The following is a 20297-nucleotide window of genomic DNA, read 5'->3' as shown; positions in this document are numbered from 1 at the left end:
GGCGACCCGGCGGGCCGGGCCCGCCCTTTCCCCGAGGGACCGCCACGTCGTTAAGGTGCCCGGCATGAGCATCATCGGGGTCGGGATCGACGTGGCCGAGATCGAGCGGTTCGGGGCGTCGCTGGAGCGCACGCCGGCCATGGCGCGGCGGCTCTTCCGGGACAGCGAGCTGCTGCTGCCGAGCGGGGAACGCCGGGGCGTCGCCTCGCTCGCGGCCCGGTTCGCGGCGAAGGAGGCGCTGGCCAAGGCGCTGGGCGCGCCGGCGGGGCTGCTCTGGACGGACGCCGAGGTGTACGTCGAGGACAGCGGCCGGCCGCGGCTGCGGGTGACGGGGACGGTGGCGGCGCGGGCGGCGGCGCTGGGGGTGACGTCGTGGCACGTGTCGCTGAGCCACGACGCGGGGGTGGCGTCGGCGGTGGTGATCGCGGAGGGGTGACCGCACGGCCGCCTCTCCCCAGCCGGGGCCGCTCCCCGGCCGGCCGCCTCTCGCGCGGGGGCGGTTACGGGAACCCCGGCGTCGCCGGGCCGCCGCCCCGCCCGGTCAGGTGCCCGTCGGCTGGACCCTGATGTGCATGCGCTCGCCCTGGGACCCGTACAGGGCGAGCCACTCGACGGGCCGGTCCCCCGCGTTGGCGATGCCGTGCGGGACGCGGGTGTCGAACTCCGCCGTCTCCCCGGCCGTCAGGACGAGGTCGTGGTCGCCCAGGGCGAGGAGCAGCCGGCCGGAGAGGACGTAGATCCATTCGTGCCCCTCGTGGGAGCCCTGGCCGGGCCGCGGGCTCCCGGCGGTCCGGGGCACCGCCGGGGCGGGAAGGATCTGCTTGTACGCGTGCAGCCCGTCGTTGGGGTTGCGGGTGAGCGGGATCCAGGTCTGGCCGTGCCGGGTGAACGGGCGCGGGTGGACGCGGGGGTCGCCGGTGCTGGAGCCGACCAGTTCGTCCAGGGGCAGGCGGTGCGCCCGGGCCAGCGGCAGCAGGTGCCGCAGCCCCGGCTCGCGCTGTCCCGACTCCAGCCGGGAGAGCGTGCTCACGGAGATGCCGGTGGCGTCGCCGAGCTGCGCCAGGGTGAGGCCGCGGGCCCGCCGGATCGCGCGCAGGCGGGCGCCCAGGGAGGTCATCACCTGTGCCGTCTCGTCGTCGCCCATGGCACCACTGTCCCCCATCGCGGGAGGCCGGTCCGTGCGTGGTCACGGTGTACGGGGAAGACTCGACGGCATGCGGACTGCGTACAGCGTGGACATGGTGAGGACGGCCGAGCGGGAGCTGATGGCGCGACTGCCGGAAGGGACGTTGATGCGACGGGCGGCGGCCGGGCTCGCCGCCGCCTGCGCCGAGGTGCTCGGGCGGGTGGCCGGCCGGGTCTACGGCAGCCGGGTGGTGCTGCTGGTCGGCAGCGGGGACAACGGCGGCGACGCCCTGTACGCGGGGGCGCGGCTCGCCCGGCGGGGGGCGGGCGTGACGGCCGTACTGGTCACGCCGGACCGCGCGCACGGCGGTGGGGTGACGGCCCTGCGCCGGGCGGGCGGGCGGATCACGGACACCGCGTGCGCCGGGGAGGCGATCGCGCGCGCCGACCTGGTCGTCGACGGCATCGTCGGGATCGGCGGCAAGGGCGGGCTGCGCGAGGAGGCGGTGCCGCTCGCCGACGCGGCCGCGCGGTCCCGGGCGGCGGTCGTCGCCGTGGACCTGCCGAGCGGGGTCGACGCGGACACCGGGCAGGTGCACGGCAGGGCCGTACGGGCCGACCTGACGGTGGCGTTCGGGGCGCTCAAGCCGGGGCTGCTGGTCGATCCGGCGCGGGAGTACGCGGGGTCGGTGCGGCTGGTCGGCATCGGACTGGCGCTGCCGGAGGACGCGGCCGGGCTGGAGGCGTTGCAGCACGCGGACGTGGCGCGGCTGCTGCCGGTGCCGGGGGTGGAGAGCGACAAGTACCGGCGGGGCGTCGTGGGCGTCGCCGCCGGGTCGGCACGCTATCCGGGCGCCGCCGTGCTGGCCGTCGCCGGGGCGCTGCGGGGCGGGGCCGGGGCGGTGCGGTACGTCGGTCCGGCCGGGGACGCGGTGCTCGCGCGCCACCCCGAGACGCTCGTGTCGGACCGGGGCCCGAAGCGGGCGGGGCGGGTGCAGGCGTGGGTGGTCGGACCGGGCGCCGGTGACGACGCCGGGACCGTGGCGGAGGTGCTGGCGGCCGAGGTGCCGGTGCTGATCGACGCGGACGGACTGCGTCTGGCGGACGCGGCCGCGGTGCGGGGGCGGTCGGCGCCGACGCTGATGACCCCGCACGCCGGGGAGGCGGCGGCGCTGCTCGGGGTGGGCCGCGAGGAGGTCGAGGGCGCGCGGCTGGCCTCGGCACGGGAGCTGGCGGGGCGGTACGGGGCGACGGTGCTGCTGAAGGGCTCGACGACGGTGGTGGCCGGGGCGCGGGGCGGGCCGGTGCGGGTCAACGCGACGGGGACGTCGTGGCTCGCGACGGCGGGCAGCGGCGACGTGCTCTCCGGGCTGGCCGGTTCGCTGCTGGCGGCCGGGCTGTCGGCACGGGACGCGGGGAGCGCGGGGGCGTACCTGCACGGGCTGGCGGGCCGCCTGGCGGCGGAGGGGGCGCCGGTCGCGGCCGAGGACGTCGCCGGGGCGATCCCCCGGGCGTGGCGGGACGTCGCCCGGGGGTGACCGGAGGCCCCTGGCCCGCCGCCGCCCCGCCCGCCCCGGAGGGCCGCTGACCGGCCGCCTGCCGCCGACGACCACCGGGCGACCGCCGGGGGACCTACTCCACCGTCACCGACTTCGCCAGGTTGCGCGGCTGGTCCACCTCGTTGCCCCGGGCCGTCGCCAGCTCGCAGGCGAAGACCTGGAGCGGGACCGTGGCCACCAGCGGCTGGAGCAGCGTCGGCGTCGCCGGGATGCGGACGAGGTGGTCGGCGTACGGGACGACCGCCTCGTCGCCCTCCTCGGCGATGACGATGGTGCGGGCGCCCCTGGCCCGGATCTCCTGGATGTTGGACACGATCTTGTCGTGCAGCACCGACCGCCCGCGCGGGGACGGCACGACCACGACGACCGGCAGGTCCTCCTCGATCAGCGCGATCGGCCCGTGCTTCAGCTCGCCCGCCGCGAAGCCCTCGGCGTGCATGTACGCCAGCTCCTTGAGCTTGAGCGCGCCTTCGAGGGCGACGGGGTGGCCGACGTGCCGGCCCAGGAACAGCACCGTGTTCTTGTGGGCGAGGGAGCGCGCCAGCTCCCGTACCGGCTCCATGGTCCCGAGGACCTGCTCGACGGCGCCGGCGACCCGGGACAGGTCGCGCACGACGTCGCGGATCTCGTCCCCGAACTTCGTGCCGCGCACCTGCCCGAGGTACAGGGCGACCAGGTAGCAGGCGACCAGCTGGGTGAGGAACGCCTTGGTGGAGGCGACGGCGACCTCGGGGCCGGCGTGCGTGTAGAGCACCGCGTCGGACTCGCGCGGGATGGTGGAGCCGTTGGTGTTGCAGATCGCGAGCACCTTGGAGCCCTGTTCGCGGGCGTGGCGCAGGGCCATGAGGGTGTCCATGGTCTCGCCGGACTGGGAGATCGCGACGACCAGGGTCTGCTGGTCGAGGATCGGGTCGCGGTAGCGGAACTCGCTGGCCAGCTCCACCTCGCAGGGGACGCGGGTCCAGTGCTCGATGGCGTACTTGGCGATCAGCCCCGCGTGGTAGGCCGTGCCGCACGCGACGATGACGACCTTGTCGACCTCCCGGAGCACGCCGGCGGGGATGCGGACCTCGTCCAGGCTCAGCATGCCGGAGCCGTCGACGCGGCCCAGCAGGGTGTCGGCGACCGCCTTCGGCTGCTCGGCGATCTCCTTGAGCATGAAGGAGGCGTACCCGGCCTTCTCGGCCGCCGAGGCGTCCCAGTCGACGTGGTAGGAGCGGACGTCGGCCGGGCCGCCGTCGAAGCCGGTGACCGTCACACCGTCCCGGCGCAGCTCCACGACCTGGTCCTGGCCCAGCTCGATGGCGTCCCGGGTGTGCGCGATGAAGGCCGCCACGTCCGAGGCGAGGAAGGACTCGCCCTCCCCCACGCCCACCACGAGCGGCGAGTTGCGGCGCGCGCCCACGACCACGTCCGGCGCGTCCGCGTGCACCGCGACCAGCGTGAACGCGCCCTCCAGGCGCCGGCACACCAGCCGCATCGCCTCGGCGAGGTCGGCGCAGCCGGAGAACTCCTCGGCGAGGAGGTGGGCGACGACCTCGGTGTCGGTCTCGGAGGCCAGTTCGTGGCCGCGCTCCGCCAGCTCCGCCCGCAGGGCCGCGAAGTTCTCGATGATGCCGTTGTGGACCACGGCCACCCGGCCCGCGTTGTCGAGGTGCGGGTGGGCGTTGGCGTCGGTCGGTCCGCCGTGCGTGGCCCAGCGGGTGTGGCCGATGCCGGTCTGGGCGGCCGGCAGTGGCCGCTCGGCCAGTTCCTTGTCGAGGTTGACGAGCTTCCCGGCCCGCTTGGCGGTCGCGAGGCCGCCGTCCGCGAGCACGGCGACGCCCGCCGAGTCGTACCCCCGGTACTCGAGTCGCTTCAGTCCGGCCATCACGACGTCGAGCGCCGACTGAGACCCCACGTATCCCACGATTCCGCACATGAACGGCAGCCTACGATCAGACTCGGTCCCGAACCTGCCTTCCCGTGCCCGGAATCGGAAATTCCCACCGGGGTGCGAACGCCCCGGTGGGAACTTTCGACGCCCCGCCGAGGGCGGCGCGAACGCGGACCCGCACGGACCTGCACGAACCCGCACAGACCCGCACGGACCAGCGCGGACTAGCCGAGCTTGGCGAGCTGCGCGTCGCTGATCTCCGTCGGGAACGGGAAGTCCTTGCCGGAGCCGGCGGCGGCGAGGTTGAGGACGGTGAAGGTGGCGACGGTGGAGCCCTTACGGGTGACGACGACCTTGACCGGGAACTCGTCGCCCTCGTCGCCGACCATGGTCATCGTCATCGCGACGGCCTCGTCGGCACCGCCCGGCGCCTTGTCCTCGGCCACCTTGGCGATCTTGGCCGGCTCGCCCATCGCGGTGAAGGAGAAGCCTCCGGCGCACTTGCCGGCCGCCGCCTTCACGTCCTTCAGGACCGTTTCCGCGCCCCCGTCGTCGTAGGAGGCCAGCGTGAGCAGGACCTTGTCCAGGTCGAACGCGGCACCGACGGCCTCCTCGGTGGTCTGGTCGCCGGACGGCTTCTTCGGCCCCTCCGTCCAGGACCGCTTCACCGACGCCACCGGCTCGCCCAGCGGCACGCCGACCTCGGCGTACGTCAGCGGCTCGCAGTCCCCGCCCTCGGACTTGACCTTGTCCTTCGCGACGTCGTCCGCCGCCGAGACCTCGGTGACCTTGCCGTTCTTGACGTCCGCCTGCGCCAGGGCCGCCTTCTCCAGCTCGGCCGCGGTGAGCGCCGGGGCCGCCGAGGCGGTCTTGTCGCCCTTGCCCTCGGCGCCGTCGGACGCCTTGTCGCCACCGTCGTCGGAGGAACCGCAGGCGGTGACGAGCAGGGCCAGGGCGGCGGCGGAGGCCGCGAGGGCGGTACGGCGGACGGCGGTCAGTCTCACGGTGGGCTCTTTCTTCCAGACGGCGGAGGGTCCGCACGTATGTGCGAGCACTGTATTCACAGCTGGCTGACAGATGATCACCGTTGCGCCACCCGGTACCCGACCGTGACGCCGGCGTGATCTCCCCCTCCGCAAGGCCCGAGCGGCGTGACACACCCCACCTGCCGCCCCGTTCGTACTCCGTTAACAATGGACTGTGATCTCTCCGGTCCCCTCGATGCCCCGGAGCGCCCACCGGCAGCGGCCGGAGGCGACTCCCTACGTCGACCTCACCCGCCCCGAGTGGAGCGCGCTGCGCGACAAGACGCCGCTGCCGCTGACCGCCGAGGAGGTGGAGAAGCTGCGCGGCCTGGGCGACGTCATCGACCTCGACGAGGTGCGGGACATCTACCTCCCGCTCTCCCGGCTGCTCAACCTCTACGTCGGCGCCACCGACGGCCTGCGCGGCGCGCTCAACACCTTCCTCGGCGAACAGGGCTCCCAGTCCGGCACCCCGTTCGTCATAGGGGTGGCCGGCTCGGTCGCGGTCGGCAAGTCCACCGTCGCCCGCCTGCTCCAGGCGCTGCTGTCCCGCTGGCCCGAGCACCCGCGCGTCGAACTGGTCACGACCGACGGCTTCCTGCTGCCCACCCGGGAGCTGGAGGAGCGCGGCCTGATGTCGCGGAAAGGTTTCCCCGAGTCCTACGACCGCCGGGCGCTCACCCGCTTCGTCGCCGACATCAAGGCGGGCAAGGCCGAGGTGACCGCGCCGGTCTACTCCCACCTCATCTACGACATCGTCCCGGACCAGCGGCTCGTCGTCCGCCGCCCCGACATCCTGATCGTCGAGGGCCTCAACGTGCTCCAGCCCGCCCTGCCCGGCAAGGACGGCCGCACCAGGGTCGGCCTCGCCGACTACTTCGACTTCAGCGTGTACGTCGACGCCCGCACCGAGGACATCGAGCGCTGGTACCTGAGCCGCTTCAGCAAGCTGCGCGCGACGGCCTTCCAGAACCCGTCGTCGTACTTCCGCAAGTACACCCAGGTCTCCGAGGAGGAGGCCCTCGACTACGCCCGCACCACCTGGCGCACCATCAACAAGCCGAACCTGGTGGAGAACGTGGCCCCCACCCGCGGCCGGGCCACCCTCATCGTGCGCAAGGGCCCCGACCACAAGGTGCAGCGGCTGCGCCTGCGAAAACTGTGACGGCGGCCCCCGCAGCCGGTACAAATACCGGATGCTGCATCTGCGCCTGATCACCCCGGCCGACCGGACCGATGAAGTGGTCGACCTGATCGACCGGACGGTCGGCACCACCCACCTGGTCGTCCTGAAGGGCTGCGCCCGCGATCCCGAGGGCGACGTCGTCATGTGCGACGTGGCCCGCGAGGCCGGCGACCAACTCATCGGCCGGCTGCGGGAGCTGGGCATCGACAGCAGCGGCGCCATCACCGCCGGGAGCATCGACCTGTCGCTGTCCGCCCACGCGGAGAAGGCGGAGAAGGACGCGCCCGGCGAGCCCGCCGACGCGGTGCTGTGGGAACAGCTGGAGGAGGCGACGCACGAGGAGTCGACGCTCTCCATCACCTACGTCGCCTTCATCACGCTCGCCACGATGATCGCGGCCTGCGGTGTGGTGCTCGACAACGCGATCCTGATCGTGGGCGCGATGGCCGTCGGACCGGAGTTCGGCCCGCTGGCCGGCGTCTGCACGGCGATCGTGCAGCGCGCGCCACGCCTCGCCCTGCGCTCCCTGATCGCCCTGCTGGTGGGCTTCGCGGTGGCGATGGCGGTGACGGTGGGCTTCAGCTGGGTGATGGACGGGGCCGGCCTGTTCAGCGAGGAGAAACTCGACGCCGACCGGCCCAACACCGGCTTCGTCTACGCCCCCGACTGGTTCTCCTTCGTGGTGGCGGTCCTCGCCGGCATCGCGGGCACCCTGTCGCTGACCTCGTCGAAGTCCGGCGCACTGGTGGGCGTCGCCATCTCCGTCACCACGGTCCCGGCCGCCGCGAACGCGGCCGTCGCCCTGAGCTACGGCGACACCGGCCAGATGGTGGGCTCCAGCGAGCAGCTCCTGCTCAACCTGGCCGGCATCGTCATGGCCGGCACCCTGACCCTGCTGGCCCAGAAGGCCCTGTGGGCAACCCAACGAGGCCGGATGACCAAGTCCACCTAGGGGCGCGGGGAACTGCGCGCCCAGCCACGACGAACCCGCGGCCCGCGACCCACAGAACCCCGAACCCGGCGCCGGGGACTACCCCAGCGCCGACTTCACCGAATCGGCCAGCCGTCCCGCGACGGCCCGAGCCTGCTCGATGTCCGCCGCCTCGACCATCACCCGCACCAGAGGCTCGGTCCCGGAGGGCCGCAGCAGCACCCGCCCGGTGCTGCCCAGCTCACGCTCCGCCTCGGAGACCGCCGTGGCCAGCTCGGCGGAGCTGGCGACCCGCGACCGGTCCACGTCCGGCACGTTGATCAGCACCTGCGGCAGCCGCTCCATGACGGACGCGAGGTCCCGCAGCGTACGGCCGGTCTGCGCGACCCGCGCCGCCAGCATCAGGCCGGTCAGCGTGCCGTCGCCGGTGGTGGCGTGGTCGAGGATGATGACGTGCCCGGACTGCTCGCCGCCGAGGGCGTAGCCGTGCTCCTTCATCTCCTCCAGCACGTACCGGTCGCCGACGCCGGTCTGCACGAACCGGATGCCCTCGCGCTCCATGGCGAGCTTGAAGCCCAGGTTGGACATGACGGTCGCGACGACCGTGTCCGAGCGCAGCGCGTCCCGCTCCCGCATCGCCAGCGCGAGCACGGCGAGGATCTGGTCGCCGTCCACCTCCGCGCCGGTGTGGTCCACGGCCAGGCAGCGGTCGGCGTCGCCGTCGTGGGCGATGCCCAGGTCGGCGCCGTGCTCGACGACGGCGGCCTTGAGCAGGTCGAGGTGGGTGGAGCCGCAGCCGTCGTTGATGTTGAGGCCGTCCGGCACCGCGCCGATGGTCACCAGTTCGGCACCGGCCCGCGCGAACGCCTCCGGGGAGACCCGGGAGGCCGCGCCGTGCGCCTCGTCGAGGACGATCTTCAGTCCGTCGAGGCGGTTCGGGAGCACGCCGACGAGGTGGGCGACGTACTGGTCGAGCCCCTCGTCGTAGTCGCGGACGCGGCCGACGCCGGCGCCGGTCGGGCGGTCCCAGGGGGCGCCGGTGCGGTGCTCGGCGTAGACGGACTCGATGCGGTCCTCCAGCTCGTCGGCGAGCTTGTGGCCGCCGCGGGCGAAGAACTTGATGCCGTTGTCGGGCATGGCGTTGTGGCTCGCGGAGAGCATCACGCCGAGGTCCGCGCCGAGCGCGCCGGTGAGGTGGGCGACCGCGGGCGTCGGCAGCACGCCGACCCGCAGCACGTCCACGCCGGCGCTGGCCAGGCCCGCGACCACGGCGGCCTCCAGGAACTCCCCGGAGGCGCGCGGGTCCCGTCCGACCACGGCGGTCGCCCGGTGCCCGGCGAAGGTGCCCGCCTCGGCCAGTACGTGCGCCGCGGCGACGGAGAGACCGAGCGCCAGCTCGGCCGTCAGATCCGCGTTGGCGACACCGCGCACGCCGTCCGTGCCGAAGAGTCGTCCCACTTGTCCTCCTGAGGAAACGTCAATTCCGGAAGCGGCCGCCGGTTGCGGCCCACGCAGCCGGCTCCCGTGGTCCGGGGCATGCGCTGACCGGTCATCCGATCACACAAGCCTTTGAGCGCCTGAACTTCTCAGCGTCAGAAATTCTCGGCATAAGAACGTCTGAGCGTCTGAACGTCTTGTGTCGTTATACGCCCAACGACGGGGATAAACGAAACGCCCCGGCAGCACAGTGGCGTGCCGCCGGGGCGTTCGGAGTACAGCCGGCGCGACTTAGCGCTTGCTGTACTGCGGCGCCTTGCGGGCCTTCTTCAGACCGGCCTTCTTGCGCTCGACCGCACGGTCGTCGCGCTTGAGGAAGCCGGCCTTCTTCAGCGGGCCGCGGTTGTTGTCGACGTCGGCCTCGTTCAGGGCGCGGGCGACACCGAGACGGAGCGCACCGGCCTGACCGGAGACACCGCCACCGGCGATGCGGGCGATGACGTCGTAACGGCCTTCCAGCTCGAGCACCTTGAAGGGCTCGTTGACTTCCTGCTGGTGCACCTTGTTCGGGAAGTAGTCCTCGAGGGTGCGGCCGTTGATCTTCCACTTGCCGGTGCCCGGGACGATCCGGACACGGGCGATGGCGTTCTTGCGACGGCCCAGGCCGGCGGCCGGCTGGGGCTCGCCGAAGGCGGACGCCATGGACTCCGAGGTGTACTCGCCCTCGACGGGGACCTCGGACTCGGTGGTGTAGCTGTCGATGTCGATCTCTTCGAGCGGCTGCTCGGCAGTGGTCTCGGCCACGATGCTCCTCAGATTCTGTTCAGTCTTAGGGGGTGGCCGGAACTACTGCGCGACCTGGGTGATCTCGAACGGCTGCGGCTGCTGCGCGCCGTGCGGGTGCTGGTCACCCTTGTAGACCTTCAGCTTCGAGAGCATCTGACGGCCCAGGGAGTTCTTCGGGAGCATGCCCTTGACGGCCTTCTCGATGGCCTTCTCCGGGTTCTTGTCGAGCAGCTCGTCGTAGCGCACGGAGCGCAGACCGCCCGGGTAGCCGGAGTGGCGGTACGCCATCTTCTGGGTCCGCTTGTTGCCGGAGAGGTGCACCTTGTCGGCGTTGATGATGATGACGAAGTCACCGGTGTCGACGTGGGGCGCGTAGATCGGCTTGTGCTTGCCGCGGAGGATGGAGGCCGTAGTGGAGGCCAGACGACCCAGGACAACGTCCTGAGCGTCGATGACGTGCCACTGGCGCGTCACATCGCCGGGCTTGGGGCTGTACGTACGCACGGTTCGTAGCCTTCGCTTCTTCAGTGAATGGTCCTGACAAGGTCACCGAAGACGATCACGACAGCCCTGACCGCACCGCGGTGACGCAAACCGCGTGCTGGTCGCTGGTCATCGGTCCCGGTGGACCGGTGTAAGGGCCCCTCACGTGAGAATGAGCAAGCCAATACACATACGACTGTGCAGAGTACCCGGGGTTCCCCAGCCGGGTCAAAACGGAGCCGCCGGGGCACGCCCCGCCCCCACCGCCCGCCCGGCACCCCCGTGATCCACACCGGCGTCCGCACCGGCCTCCACGCCGACCCCCACCTCGCCCTCCGTACCGTCCCGGGCCCGCCGCGCGACCGTCACCGCCAGTACGCACAGCGTGAAGGCGTCCTTGAAGGCCCGCCGCCGCCCCGACTCCAGCCAGGGCCAGGTCAGCCCCGGCGCCTGGGGCACCAGGGCGATCCAGAACCAGGGCCCCCGGGCCACCGCGCCGGCGTACGACAGCCCGGCGAGCAGCAGCGGCAGGACGACCAGGAGGTAGTGGTCGTAGGAGGGCCGGGAGACGAGGAACGCCGACAGCATCAGGCCCGCGCCGGTCTCCGCGAGCCGCAGCGGCCCGGGGCCGGCACGGCGCCAGCGGACGTACGCGCACACCACCCCGGCCCCGGCCGCGGCCACCGCCAGCCCCTGGGCGAGGGCCCCCGGGACCCCGAGCCGGGGCAGCACGGCCGCCGGGGACGCCTCGTAGAGCCGTACGAAGCCGTCGTCGCCGTGGAGCAGGAAGGGCAGGGTGCGGGTGACGAAGCCGGCCGGGTCGGGCATCGCCAGGGCCGCCGCGCCGGAGGCCAGCGCGGGCACCAGGACGGCCGCCGCCAGCGCCCGCCACCGCCCGGCGAACAGGAAGAGCAGCAGGACGGGCGCGAGCAGCGGCTTGAGGGCCACCGCCGCGCCGACGACCAGGCCCGCCGCCGTCCACCGGCCCCGACTCGCCAGCAGCAGGGACAGCGGCAGGGCCACGGCCGCCGTCACCGTCCAGTTCCCGAGGCGCACCAGGTGTCCGAACGGCGCGAAGCCCAGCGCCAGCCCGGTCAGCCCGAGCACCGCAAGCCGGCTGCCGAGCGGCACGCGGTGCAGCCGCAGCGCACAGGCCCAGCCCAGCGCCAGCAGGACCGTCACCGCGCACGGCGCCACCACCCGCAGCACCCCCGCGGGCAGCAGCGCCTGCGGTGCCGCGGCCAGGACCGCGCTCGGGAAGTAGAGGAAGTGCGGATCGTCGTATGGAGAGCCACCGGCCAGCCAGGTCCGGGCGGCCCGCACGACGATCGCGTTGTCCATTCCGCCGTCCGAGGTCACCCGCGCCGCGTGCGTCACGATCGCCGCCAGCACCACCACGAGCACCGCCCACAGGTGCCCGTTCGCCGGTCGCACCAACCACCCGGAGATGTCGCTTTTGCCCGTCCGCATGAGGGGAACGCTAGGCGCTGCGCGGCTCCCGGAGGCGCACCAGCACGCCGCTCGGCCCGTCTAAGATGCGGCCCATGAGCTTTGGGCAGGGGGGACCTCAGTCGCAGTGGGATCCCTGGAAACCGCAATCGCAGCAGCAGCCCTGGACCGGTGGCCACGACGACGGCACCCCGGACTGGGCCGCCCTCGCCGAGGCGTCCGAGGCCCGCGCCAAGCGACGCCGGCTGCTCTTCATCGGGGGTGGAGCGCTGGCCACCGTGGCGATCGCCAGTGCCGTGGCCGTGGCCGTGGTCTCCGCGAACGGCTCGGGACAGGCCTCCGACGGCCCCTCCTCGCAGCTCCCGGCGACGGCCGACATACCCAGCTCGACGGCCACGACCCCGTCCTTCGCCCCGACCAGCGCGCCGCCGCCGCTGGACCCCAAGGACTTCGTCTCCAGCGTCCAGAAGGACAAGGCCCCGCTCAGCCCGGACCTGCTCTTCCCGGGCACCCAGCTGACCATGAGCGAGACCGTCTACAAGAAGGGCCCCACGGCCGACACCCGCACCTGCGGCTCCGCCGCCCAGGGCACCCTGCCGAAGGTCCTCGCGGCGCATGACTGCACGCGGCTGATGCGGGTCACCTACACCCAGGGCGACACCGCCGTGACGGTCGGCGTGGCCGTCTTCGACACCGAGGCGCAGGCGGCGAAGGCCAAGCGGCAGGCCGACAAGAAGAGCATCATCCGCTCCCTGTCCGGCGGCGGCGTCGCGTCCTTCTGCACCGGCGCCGTGTGCCGCTCCACCACCAACTCCTACGGCCGCTACGCCTACTTCACCGTCTCCGGCTTCACCACCGGCAAGGACGTGACGGAGAAGTCCACCGGGGTGTTCCGGGCCGGCGACGACCTCGCCGAGTTCGCCTTCCGGCAGATCCGCCAACGCGGCGAGGCCCAGGCGTCGGCGGCCGCGGAGCGGTAACCCCCGTCAGCAGCAGCCGGCCCCCGGCAGGGACCGCTTGTTCCGCGCCTCCTTGTTGCGGGCCGCCAGCAGCTCGTCGGCCGGGTAGCCGACCTCCTCCAGCGTCAGCCCGTGCGGCCGTACGACGTGCACGGCCGAGTCCCGTACGCGGGCGGCGAGCACCTTGGCGGGCCAGTCGGGCGGCCGGTGGCCGTCGCCGACGAACAGCAGCGCCCCGATGAGCGAGCGCACCATGTTGTGGCAGAAGGCGTCGGCCCGCACGGTGGCGGTGACGATCCCGTCGTCCGCGCCCCGCACCAGGCTCAGCTCCTGAAGCGTGCGGATCGTGGTGGCCCCCTCCCGCTTCTTGCAGTAGGCGGCGAAGTCGTGCTCGCCCAGCAGTCCGCGGGCCGCCTCGTTCATGGCGTCCACGTCGAGGGGCCAGTCGTGCCACAGCACGTGGCCGCGCAGCAGCGGGTCGACGCCGCCGGGGTTGTCGGTGACCCGGTAGGCGTAGCGCCGCCAGATCGCGGAGAACCGGGCGTTGAAGCCGTCGGGCGCCTCACGCAGGGCCCACACCCGCACGTCCCTGGGCAGCCGCCCGGCGAGCCGCTTGAGCAGCTTCACATGGTGCTCGGCCCACACCTCGCGCGGCAGGTCGACGTGCGCGACCTGGCCCCGGGCGTGCACCCCGGCGTCGGTCCGCCCCGCCACGGTCAGCTCGTACGTCTCCCGCGACCGCGTGACCGTCCGCAGCGCGTCCTCGATCTCCCCCTGCACGGTCCGCCGCCCCCCGGCCTGCTTGGCCCACCCGGAGAACTCGGCCCCGTCGTACGACAGGTCCAGCCGCACCCGCACGAAACCCGGCTCTACTTCGTCACTCACCCAGAGATCCTCTCAGCACACACGAAAGCGGGCCCGCCCTCGGAAAGGACGGACCCGCAAACGCCGCAAAGGGGCGCGGGGAACTGCGCGACCAGCCACGACGACGCCGCAGCCGCCATCACACAGCCCCCGGCAGAACGCTTACGCGTCCTTGGACTCCTCGGCCGGCGCCTCGTCGGCCTTGGCCGTGTCGACCTTGGCCTCGGAAACCTCGGCGGAGCCCTCGGCGTCCTTCGCGGCACGCTTGGTGGCGGCCTCGGCCTCGCCGGTCGCCTCCTGCGCCACGGTCAGCGCCTCGACCAGCTCGATGACGGCCATGGGCGCGTTGTCGCCACGGCGGTTACCGATCTTGGTGATCCGGGTGTAGCCACCGGGACGGTTCTCGTAGCGCGGGCCGATCTCGGTGAAGAGCGTGTGGACGATGCTCTTGTCCGTGATCACCTGGAGCACCTGACGGCGGTTGTGAAGGTCGCCCTTCTTCGCCTTGGTGACCAGACGCTCGGCGTACGGGCGCAGCTTGCGCGCCTTCGCCTCGGTGGTGGTGATGCGGCCGTGCTCGAAAAGCGACTTCGCGAGGTTCGCGAGGAGCAGCTTCTCGTGCGACGCGCTGCCGCCCAGACGGGCACCCTTGGTGGGCTTCGGCATGGTGTTTCTCCTAGGTGTCTGCCCCGGCCGTATCAGGTACCGAGGTCAGTATCCGAGCAGGCGGTCGCCTGTCGGAGATCCGAGCACAGGCCCCGTAGGGGCCGTGCTCGGAAGGGGCGCGGGGAACTGCGCGACCAGCCACAGCGCACCCGCACCCGAGTACGGACCGAACGGCCCGAGCTCTTAGTACTGCTCGGTCTCCACGAAACCGGCGTCTGCGTCGTCGTCCGCGCCGAACGCGTCCGCCGCGGCGGTCGGGTCGAACCCGGGAGGCGAGTCCTTCAGCGCCAGGCCCATGCCCGCGAGCTTGGCCTTGACCTCGTCGATCGACTTCGCACCGAAGTTGCGGATGTCGAGCAGGTCCGCCTCGGAGCGGGCGACGAGCTCACCCACGGAGTGGATGCCCTCGCGCTTGAGGCAGTTGTACGACCGAACGGTGAGCTCCAGCTCCTCGATCGGCAGCGCCAGGTCGGCGGCGAGCGCGGCGTCCGTCGGGGACGGACCCATGTCGATGCCCTCGGCGTCGATGTTCAGCTCGCGGGCGAGACCGAACAGCTCGACCAGCGTCTTACCGGCGGAGGCCATGGCGTCACGCGGACGCATCGCCTGCTTGGTCTCGACGTCGACGATCAGCTTGTCGAAGTCGGTGCGCTGCTCGACACGCGTGGCCTCGACCTTGTACGTGACCTTGAGGACCGGCGAGTAGATCGAGTCGACCGGGATACGGCCGATCTCCTGGCCGACCTGCTTGTTCTGCACGGCGGAGACGTAGCCGCGACCGCGCTCGACGGTCAGCTCCATCTCCAGCTTGCCCTTGCCGTTGAGCGTGGCGAGGACGAGGTCGGGGTTGTGCACCTCGACACCGGCCGGGGGCGCGATGTCGGCGGCGGTGACCAGACCCGGGCCCTGCTTGCGCAGGTACATCACGACCGGCTCGTCGTGCTCCGAGGAGACGACCAGCTGCTTGATGTTGAGGATCAGGTCGGTGACGTCCTCCTTGACGCCCGGCACGGTGGTGAACTCGTGCAGGACACCGTCGATGCGGATGGACGTGACCGCCGCACCCGGGATCGAGGAGAGGAGCGTACGACGCAGGGAGTTGCCGAGGGTGTAGCCGAAGCCCGGCTCCAGCGGCTCGATGACGAACCGGGAGCGGAACTCGTCGACGACCTCTTCGGTCAACGAGGGACGCTGAGCGATCAGCATGTGGTGGTCCTTCAGTCAGGGGCGCCCGCTATTTGACGCCCGACCAGTACTGCAAGGGTACGGGCGATACGACCCGAAAGAGCCGTACCGCCCGTGGAAACCCTGGTGGAGCAAGATCAGACGCGTCGCGTACGACGCGGCGGATCAGACGCGGCGACGCTTCGGCGGACGGCAGCCGTTGTGCGGCGTCGGGGTGACGTCCTGGATCGAGCCGACCTCGAGGCCGGTCGCCTGGAGCGAGCGGATGGCGGTCTCACGACCGGAACCCGGGCCCTTGACGAAGACGTCGACCTTGCGCATGCCGTGCTCCTGAGCGCGGCGGGCAGCCGACTCGGCGGCCATCTGCGCGGCGAACGGCGTGGACTTCCGGGAGCCCTTGAAGCCGACGTGGCCGGCGGAGGCCCAGGAGATCACGTTGCCGGTCGGGTCCGTGATGGACACGATCGTGTTGTTGAACGTGCTCTTGATGTGCGCGTGGCCGTGAGCGACGTTCTTCTTTTCCTTGCGGCGCACCTTCTTGGCAGCGCCCTGACGACCCTTGGGGGGCATCTATAACTCCTACGGGAGGTGGTCGGTCCTACAGCGAAGACCGCTGGACGGCGAGTCCGCTGCGGACTACTTCTTGCCCGGCTTCTTCTTGCCGGCGATGGCGCGACGCGGGCCCTTGCGGGTACGCGCGTTGGTGCTGGTGCGCTGACCGCGGACAGGCAGACCGCGACGGTGGCGGAGACCCTGGTAGGTACCGATCTCGACCTTGCGGCGGATGTCGGCCTGGATCTCGCGACGGAGGTCACCCTCGGTCTTGATGTTGTTGTCGACGTACTCGCGGATCGCGACGAGCTGCTCCTCGGAGAGGTCCCGAACACGGGTGTTCGGGTCCACGCCGGTGGCGGCGAGCGTCTGCTGCGAGAGCGTCCGGCCGATGCCGAACACGTAGGTGAGGGCGATCTCCACGCGCTTTTCGCGCGGGATGTCAACACCGGAAACGCGTGCCATTCAATGGCTCCTGGTGATCTTCGGAGGTCTTCCACAGAACCGGCTCCCCGTCCGCCGTACGAGGTACGGACAAGGTCCCCGGCCTCCGAACCGGGGGTGTCGGACGCCTGGGCGCCCGGGTCCTGCGTATGAACAATTCAGCTCGCGTCGCGCGAAGTCTTGCGAATCGCGGAGGGAACGGTCGTGCGTCAGCCCTGGCGCTGCTTGTGGCGCGGGTTGTCGCAGATGACCATGACCCGACCGTGACGGCGGATCACCCTGCACTTGTCGCAGATCTTCTTGACGCTCGGCTTGACCTTCATGGGTGTGAGGTTCTCCGGGTCAGTTGCCGGCGGTCCCGCGACGCGGACGTCACAGGACGTGGGCAAGATCTACTTGTACCGGTAGACGATCCGGCCACGCGTCAGGTCGTACGGAGACAGCTCCACCACGACCCGGTCGTCAGGGAGGATGCGGATGTAGTGCATACGCATCTTGCCGCTGATGTGAGCCAGGACCTGGTGGCCGTTCTGGAGCTCCACCTTGAACATGGCGTTCGGAAGAGACTCGACGACAGTGCCTTCGATCTCGATGGCACCTTGCTTCTTGGCCACGCTTCGCCCTTCGAATCGACTACCTTGATCGACTCCCGTACGCCGTACGAGCGCATGCAGGCATGCGGGTGCACTGGAGCCGACGAGTCAGTCTACGTCAGCACACCCGGAAAGGCGAAACGAGAAAGTCTGCCCCGCCGGGCTGATCGTCATGCCCCGATCACGCCAGCGGGTCCGGCGCCGCCGTCACGCCCAGCTCCGCGAGCTTCGCCTTGCCCCCGTCGGGAGCCGTCAGGACCAGCGGGCCCTGGTCCGTGAGGGCGACGGAGTGCTCCCAGTGGGAGGACCAGGTGCCGTCGGTGGTGACGACGGTCCACTCGTCCTCCAGGACCTCCGTGCGGGGCGTGCCGAGGGACACCATGGGCTCGATGGCCAGGCAGAAGCCGGGGACCAGCTTGGGGCCCTTGCCGCGCCGGCGGTCGACGTAGTTCAGCAGGTGCGGGTCCATGTGCATCTCGGTGCCGATGCCGTGGCCGCCGTAGTCCTCGATGATCCCGTACTTGCCGCCGCCGGGCTTCGGCTGGCGGCGGATGTACGTCTCGACGGCCCGGGAGATGTCCACCAGCCGGTTGCCCTGCTTCATGGCCGCGATGCCCGCCCACATCGACTCCTCGGTCACGCGGGACAGCTCGATCAGCTCCGGGGAGTGACCGGAGCCGACGAAGGCCGTGTACGCGGCGTCGCCGTGCCAGCCGTCGATGATCGCGCCGCAGTCGATGGAGATGACGTCGCCGTCCTTGAGGACCACGTCGTCGGACGGGATGCCGTGGACGACGACCTCGTTCACGGACGTGCAGATGGTGGCCGGGAAGCCGCCGTACCCGAGGAAGTTCGGCTTGGCGTCGTGCTCGGTGAGCACCTTGCGGGCGACCTGGTCCAGGTCCTTGGTCGTGGCGCCGGGCACGGCGGCCTCCCGCGTGGCCGCGTGGATGGCGGCGACGACCAGCCCCGCCTCACGCATCTTGGCGATCTGCTCGGGGCTCTTGATCTGCACCATGGGGACTGCGGCCTTTCTGGACCGGAGAGTACGGGGAACGCTTCCAACGATACGGGGCGGGGCCGGCCCCACCCCACAGCACAGCCGCGGCCCTCGGGCGAGGGACCGCGGCTGCAGCCGTACGGGAAGGACTACTGGTCGCGCTTGAGCGCCTCCAGCGCACGGCCGGTGACCTCGTTGACCGGGCCCATCGCCGAGATGGTGACGACCAGGCCCTGCGCCTTGTAGTAGTCGATGATCGGCTCGGTCTGCGTGTGGTAGACCTCGAGCCGCTTGCGGACCGTCTCCTCGGAGTCGTCGTCCCGCTGGTACAGCTCGCCGCCGCAGACGTCGCAGACGCCCTCCTGCTTCGGCGGCGTGTACGTCACGTGGAAGACGTGCGCCGAGTTGTTGCGGCAGACGCGCCGGCCGGCGATCCGCTTGACGACCTCGTCCTCCGGGGCCTCCAGGTCCAGCACCGCGTCGAGGTTCATGTCCTCGGTCTCGAGCAGCTCGTCCAGCGCCTCGGCCTGGGAGACGTTGCGCGGGAAACCGTCCAGCAGGAAACCGCCCTCGGCGTCGGGCTGCTCCATGCGGTCCTTGGCCATGGCGATGGTGACCTCGTCCGGCACGAGGTTCCCGGCGTCCATGTAGGACTTGGCGAGCTTGCCCAGTTCGGTCTGCTGGCTGATGTTCGCGCGGAACAGGTCGCCCGTGGAGATGTGCGGGATGTGCAGCGTCTCGGCAAGGCGGGTGGCCTGCGTACCCTTCCCAGCACCCGGCGGCCCGACGAGGACGATTCGCATCAGCGGAGGAACCCTTCGTAATTGCGCTGCTGGAGCTGGCTCTCGATCTGCTTCACCGTCTCAAGACCCACACCCACGATGATGAGGATGCTGGTCCCGCCGAACGGGAAGTTCTGGTTTGCCCCGAAACCGGCCAACGCCATTGTCGGTACGAGAGAGATCAGGCCCAGATACAGCGAACCCGGCCAGGTGATCCGGTTGAGTACGTAGCTCAGATACTCAGCGGTCGGTCGGCCAGCCCGGATGCCCGGGATGAACCCACCATACTTCTTCATGTTGTCCGCGACTTCCTCGGGGTTGAACGAGATGGCCACGTAGAAGAAGGCGAAGAAGACGATCAGCAGGAAGTACAGAGCCACGTGCGGCGCGGCCTCGGGGTCGGCCAGGTTCTTCTGGATCCAGACGGCCCAGCCCGCCTGCGAACCGGAGAACTGGACGATCAGCGCCGGGATGTAGAGCAGCGACGAGGCGAAGATGACGGGGATGATGCCCGCCTGGTTCACCTTGAGCGGGATGTACGTCGACGTACCACCGTAGGAGCGGCGGCCGATCATGCGCTTCGCGTACTGCACCGGGATGCGGCGCTGCGCCTGCTCGACGAAGACGACCAGGCCGACCATGACGAAGCCGACGAGCATGACGATGCCGAACTCGATCCAGCCGTCGGCCAGGGTGCCCTCCTGCTTGATGGCCCACAGAGCGGAGGGGAAGGTCGCGGCGATCGAGATGAACATCAGGATCGACATGCCGTTGCCGACACCGCGGTCGGTGATCAGCTCGCCGAGCCACATGACGGTGGCCGTGCCGGCGGTCATGGTGATGACCATGACGATGGTGGTGAAGATCGCCTGGTCGGGGACGATCTGGCCCGCGACGGTGCAGCCGGAGAAGAGGGCGCCGCTGCGGGCGGTGGCCACCAGGCCGGTGCCCTGCAGGATGGCGAGCGCGATGGTCAGGTAGCGGGTGTACTGCGTGATCTTCGCCGTGCCCGCCTGGCCCTCCTTCTTCAGGGCCTCCAGGCGCGGGATCACCACGGTCAGCAGCTGCAGAATGATGCTCGCCGTGATGTACGGCATGATGCCGAGCGCGAAGACCGTGATCTGCAGCAGGGCGCCACCGCTGAACATGTTCACCAGGCCGAAAATGCCCTGGTTGCCGGACGCCTGGTCCACGCACTCCTGGACGTTCTTGTAGTCGACGCCTGGAATGGGGATGTGGGTACCGAGCCGGTACACCACGATGATGCCGAGCGTGAAGAGCAGCTTCTTGCGCAGGTCGGGCGTCTTGAACGCCCGGGCGAACGCGGTGAGCACGGTGCCTCCTGCGACCCCCGCGCTACTGCGTCAAGGGTGACGGTCTTGAGGATTCGACTGA

The 20297-nt window shown here is 71.1% G+C and carries 22 protein-coding genes; 5 read left to right on the top strand and 17 right to left on the bottom strand.

The features are described from left to right. The first annotated feature begins 64 nt into the window (after positions 1-64). The gene (locus ACFIF2_RS09295; RefSeq protein WP_395572045.1) at positions 65-436 is read left to right on the top strand and encodes a holo-ACP synthase; all 372 of its coding nucleotides are present in this window, start codon (positions 65-67) and stop codon (positions 434-436) included. A gap of 105 nt (positions 437-541) precedes the next feature. On the opposite strand, the gene ACFIF2_RS09290 is transcribed toward ACFIF2_RS09295, so the two are convergent. Continuing rightward, complete coding sequence (locus ACFIF2_RS09290; RefSeq protein WP_395572044.1) at positions 542-1144, bottom strand: helix-turn-helix domain-containing protein; 603 nt, start codon at positions 1142-1144, stop codon at positions 542-544. Between the two features lie 70 nt (positions 1145-1214). Between ACFIF2_RS09290 and ACFIF2_RS09285 the strand changes: the two genes are divergently transcribed. After that, positions 1215-2663 carry an NAD(P)H-hydrate dehydratase gene (locus ACFIF2_RS09285; RefSeq protein ID WP_395572043.1) on the top strand — a complete coding sequence of 483 codons (1449 nt, stop codon included), beginning with the start codon at positions 1215-1217 and terminating at the stop codon, positions 2661-2663. Positions 2664-2757: 94 nt separating this feature from the next. Here the strand turns inward: ACFIF2_RS09285 and glmS are convergent, their stop codons facing one another. Continuing rightward, entirely contained in the window at positions 2758-4605 is a 1848-nt protein-coding gene (gene glmS, locus ACFIF2_RS09280) for a glutamine--fructose-6-phosphate transaminase (isomerizing) (protein ID WP_395572042.1), read from the bottom strand. A 179-nt stretch (positions 4606-4784) separates the two neighbouring features. Continuing rightward, positions 4785-5564, bottom strand: a complete 780-nt coding sequence (locus ACFIF2_RS09275) for a hypothetical protein (RefSeq protein ID WP_395572041.1) — start codon at positions 5562-5564, stop codon at positions 4785-4787. A 217-nt stretch (positions 5565-5781) separates the two neighbouring features. Here ACFIF2_RS09275 and coaA point away from each other — a divergent pair, with 217 nt between their 5' ends. Next, positions 5782-6750: a type I pantothenate kinase gene (gene coaA / locus ACFIF2_RS09270; protein WP_395572208.1), complete on the top strand. Its 969-nt coding sequence runs from the start codon at positions 5782-5784 to the stop codon at positions 6748-6750. A 31-nt stretch (positions 6751-6781) separates the two neighbouring features. Then, a complete protein-coding gene (locus ACFIF2_RS09265) occupies positions 6782-7723 on the top strand; it encodes a DUF389 domain-containing protein (RefSeq protein ID WP_395572040.1) in 942 nt (313 codons plus the stop codon). A 78-nt stretch (positions 7724-7801) separates the two neighbouring features. Here ACFIF2_RS09265 and glmM read toward each other — a convergent pair whose 3' ends face one another. The 4 genes from glmM to ACFIF2_RS09245 form a co-directional block, all read right to left on the bottom strand. Further along, positions 7802-9160, bottom strand: a complete 1359-nt coding sequence (gene glmM, locus ACFIF2_RS09260) for a phosphoglucosamine mutase (protein WP_395572039.1) — start codon at positions 9158-9160, stop codon at positions 7802-7804. A 270-nt stretch (positions 9161-9430) separates the two neighbouring features. Continuing rightward, positions 9431-9943, bottom strand: a complete 513-nt coding sequence (gene rpsI / locus ACFIF2_RS09255) for a 30S ribosomal protein S9 (protein ID WP_019329617.1) — start codon at positions 9941-9943, stop codon at positions 9431-9433. A gap of 42 nt (positions 9944-9985) precedes the next feature. Then, positions 9986-10429, bottom strand: a complete 444-nt coding sequence (gene rplM, locus ACFIF2_RS09250; protein ID WP_031041507.1) for a 50S ribosomal protein L13 — start codon at positions 10427-10429, stop codon at positions 9986-9988. 207 nt (positions 10430-10636) lie between these two features. Next, the gene (locus tag ACFIF2_RS09245; protein ID WP_395572038.1) at positions 10637-11878 is read right to left on the bottom strand and encodes a glycosyltransferase 87 family protein; all 1242 of its coding nucleotides are present in this window, start codon (positions 11876-11878) and stop codon (positions 10637-10639) included. Between the two features lie 74 nt (positions 11879-11952). Between ACFIF2_RS09245 and ACFIF2_RS09240 the strand changes: the two genes are divergently transcribed. Then, a complete protein-coding gene (locus ACFIF2_RS09240) occupies positions 11953-12837 on the top strand; it encodes a hypothetical protein (protein ID WP_395572037.1) in 885 nt (294 codons plus the stop codon). A 6-nt stretch (positions 12838-12843) separates the two neighbouring features. Here the strand turns inward: ACFIF2_RS09240 and truA are convergent, their stop codons facing one another. From truA to secY, 10 genes are all read right to left on the bottom strand, one after another. After that, entirely contained in the window at positions 12844-13701 is an 858-nt protein-coding gene (gene truA / locus ACFIF2_RS09235; protein WP_395572036.1) for a tRNA pseudouridine(38-40) synthase TruA, read from the bottom strand. A gap of 141 nt (positions 13702-13842) precedes the next feature. Beyond that, complete coding sequence (gene rplQ / locus ACFIF2_RS09230; RefSeq protein WP_395572035.1) at positions 13843-14346, bottom strand: 50S ribosomal protein L17; 504 nt, start codon at positions 14344-14346, stop codon at positions 13843-13845. Positions 14347-14529: 183 nt separating this feature from the next. Next, a complete protein-coding gene (locus ACFIF2_RS09225; protein WP_003966937.1) occupies positions 14530-15552 on the bottom strand; it encodes a DNA-directed RNA polymerase subunit alpha in 1023 nt (340 codons plus the stop codon). Positions 15553-15696: 144 nt separating this feature from the next. Next, on the bottom strand, positions 15697-16101 hold the full coding sequence (rpsK, locus tag ACFIF2_RS09220; RefSeq protein ID WP_003948617.1) for a 30S ribosomal protein S11: 405 nt from the start codon (positions 16099-16101) through the stop codon (positions 15697-15699). A gap of 66 nt (positions 16102-16167) precedes the next feature. Next, positions 16168-16548 carry a 30S ribosomal protein S13 gene (rpsM, locus tag ACFIF2_RS09215; RefSeq protein WP_004984507.1) on the bottom strand — a complete coding sequence of 127 codons (381 nt, stop codon included), beginning with the start codon at positions 16546-16548 and terminating at the stop codon, positions 16168-16170. Positions 16549-16736: 188 nt separating this feature from the next. Beyond that, positions 16737-16850 carry a 50S ribosomal protein L36 gene (gene rpmJ, locus ACFIF2_RS09210; RefSeq protein ID WP_003974245.1) on the bottom strand — a complete coding sequence of 38 codons (114 nt, stop codon included), beginning with the start codon at positions 16848-16850 and terminating at the stop codon, positions 16737-16739. Positions 16851-16919: 69 nt separating this feature from the next. After that, entirely contained in the window at positions 16920-17141 is a 222-nt protein-coding gene (gene infA / locus ACFIF2_RS09205; RefSeq protein WP_003948620.1) for a translation initiation factor IF-1, read from the bottom strand. 160 nt (positions 17142-17301) lie between these two features. Next, the gene (gene map, locus ACFIF2_RS09200; protein WP_395572034.1) at positions 17302-18138 is read right to left on the bottom strand and encodes a type I methionyl aminopeptidase; all 837 of its coding nucleotides are present in this window, start codon (positions 18136-18138) and stop codon (positions 17302-17304) included. 131 nt (positions 18139-18269) lie between these two features. Then, entirely contained in the window at positions 18270-18923 is a 654-nt protein-coding gene (locus ACFIF2_RS09195) for an adenylate kinase (RefSeq protein WP_395572033.1), read from the bottom strand. Next, positions 18923-20236 carry a preprotein translocase subunit SecY gene (gene secY, locus ACFIF2_RS09190; protein WP_395572032.1) on the bottom strand — a complete coding sequence of 438 codons (1314 nt, stop codon included), beginning with the start codon at positions 20234-20236 and terminating at the stop codon, positions 18923-18925. Before secY ends, ACFIF2_RS09195 begins: the two co-directional genes overlap by 1 nt. Between the last annotated feature and the right edge of the window lie 61 nt (positions 20237-20297).

Source organism: Streptomyces sp. BK79, from assembly GCF_044142145.1.
Classification (GTDB): Bacteria; Actinomycetota; Actinomycetes; order Streptomycetales; family Streptomycetaceae; genus Streptomyces.
Note: the sequence above shows the minus strand (reverse complement) of the source record. Positions and strands in the feature narration are given on the sequence as shown.

What these genes read in the sequence shown, in the direction of transcription:
- ACFIF2_RS09295 (WP_395572045.1), top strand. Translation starts at nt 65, where the DNA reads ATGAGCATCATCGGGGTCGGGATCGACGTGGCCGAGATCGAGCGGTTC.
- ACFIF2_RS09225 (WP_003966937.1), bottom strand. Translation starts at nt 15,552, where the DNA reads ATGCTGATCGCTCAGCGTCCCTCGTTGACCGAAGAGGTCGTCGACGAG.
- ACFIF2_RS09195 (WP_395572033.1), bottom strand. Translation starts at nt 18,923, where the DNA reads ATGCGAATCGTCCTCGTCGGGCCGCCGGGTGCTGGGAAGGGTACGCAG.
- ACFIF2_RS09245 (WP_395572038.1), bottom strand. Translation starts at nt 11,878, where the DNA reads ATGCGGACGGGCAAAAGCGACATCTCCGGGTGGTTGGTGCGACCGGCG.
- ACFIF2_RS09290 (WP_395572044.1), bottom strand. Translation starts at nt 1,144, where the DNA reads ATGGGCGACGACGAGACGGCACAGGTGATGACCTCCCTGGGCGCCCGC.
- rpmJ (WP_003974245.1), bottom strand. Translation starts at nt 16,850, where the DNA reads ATGAAGGTCAAGCCGAGCGTCAAGAAGATCTGCGACAAGTGCAGGGTG.
- coaA (WP_395572208.1), top strand. Translation starts at nt 5,782, where the DNA reads ATGCCCCGGAGCGCCCACCGGCAGCGGCCGGAGGCGACTCCCTACGTC.
- rplQ (WP_395572035.1), bottom strand. Translation starts at nt 14,346, where the DNA reads ATGCCGAAGCCCACCAAGGGTGCCCGTCTGGGCGGCAGCGCGTCGCAC.
- ACFIF2_RS09265 (WP_395572040.1), top strand. Translation starts at nt 6,782, where the DNA reads ATGCTGCATCTGCGCCTGATCACCCCGGCCGACCGGACCGATGAAGTG.
- rpsK (WP_003948617.1), bottom strand. Translation starts at nt 16,101, where the DNA reads ATGCCCCCCAAGGGTCGTCAGGGCGCTGCCAAGAAGGTGCGCCGCAAG.
- map (WP_395572034.1), bottom strand. Translation starts at nt 18,138, where the DNA reads ATGGTGCAGATCAAGAGCCCCGAGCAGATCGCCAAGATGCGTGAGGCG.
- glmS (WP_395572042.1), bottom strand. Translation starts at nt 4,605, where the DNA reads ATGTGCGGAATCGTGGGATACGTGGGGTCTCAGTCGGCGCTCGACGTC.
- rpsM (WP_004984507.1), bottom strand. Translation starts at nt 16,548, where the DNA reads ATGGCACGCGTTTCCGGTGTTGACATCCCGCGCGAAAAGCGCGTGGAG.
- ACFIF2_RS09285 (WP_395572043.1), top strand. Translation starts at nt 1,215, where the DNA reads ATGCGGACTGCGTACAGCGTGGACATGGTGAGGACGGCCGAGCGGGAG.
- ACFIF2_RS09240 (WP_395572037.1), top strand. Translation starts at nt 11,953, where the DNA reads ATGAGCTTTGGGCAGGGGGGACCTCAGTCGCAGTGGGATCCCTGGAAA.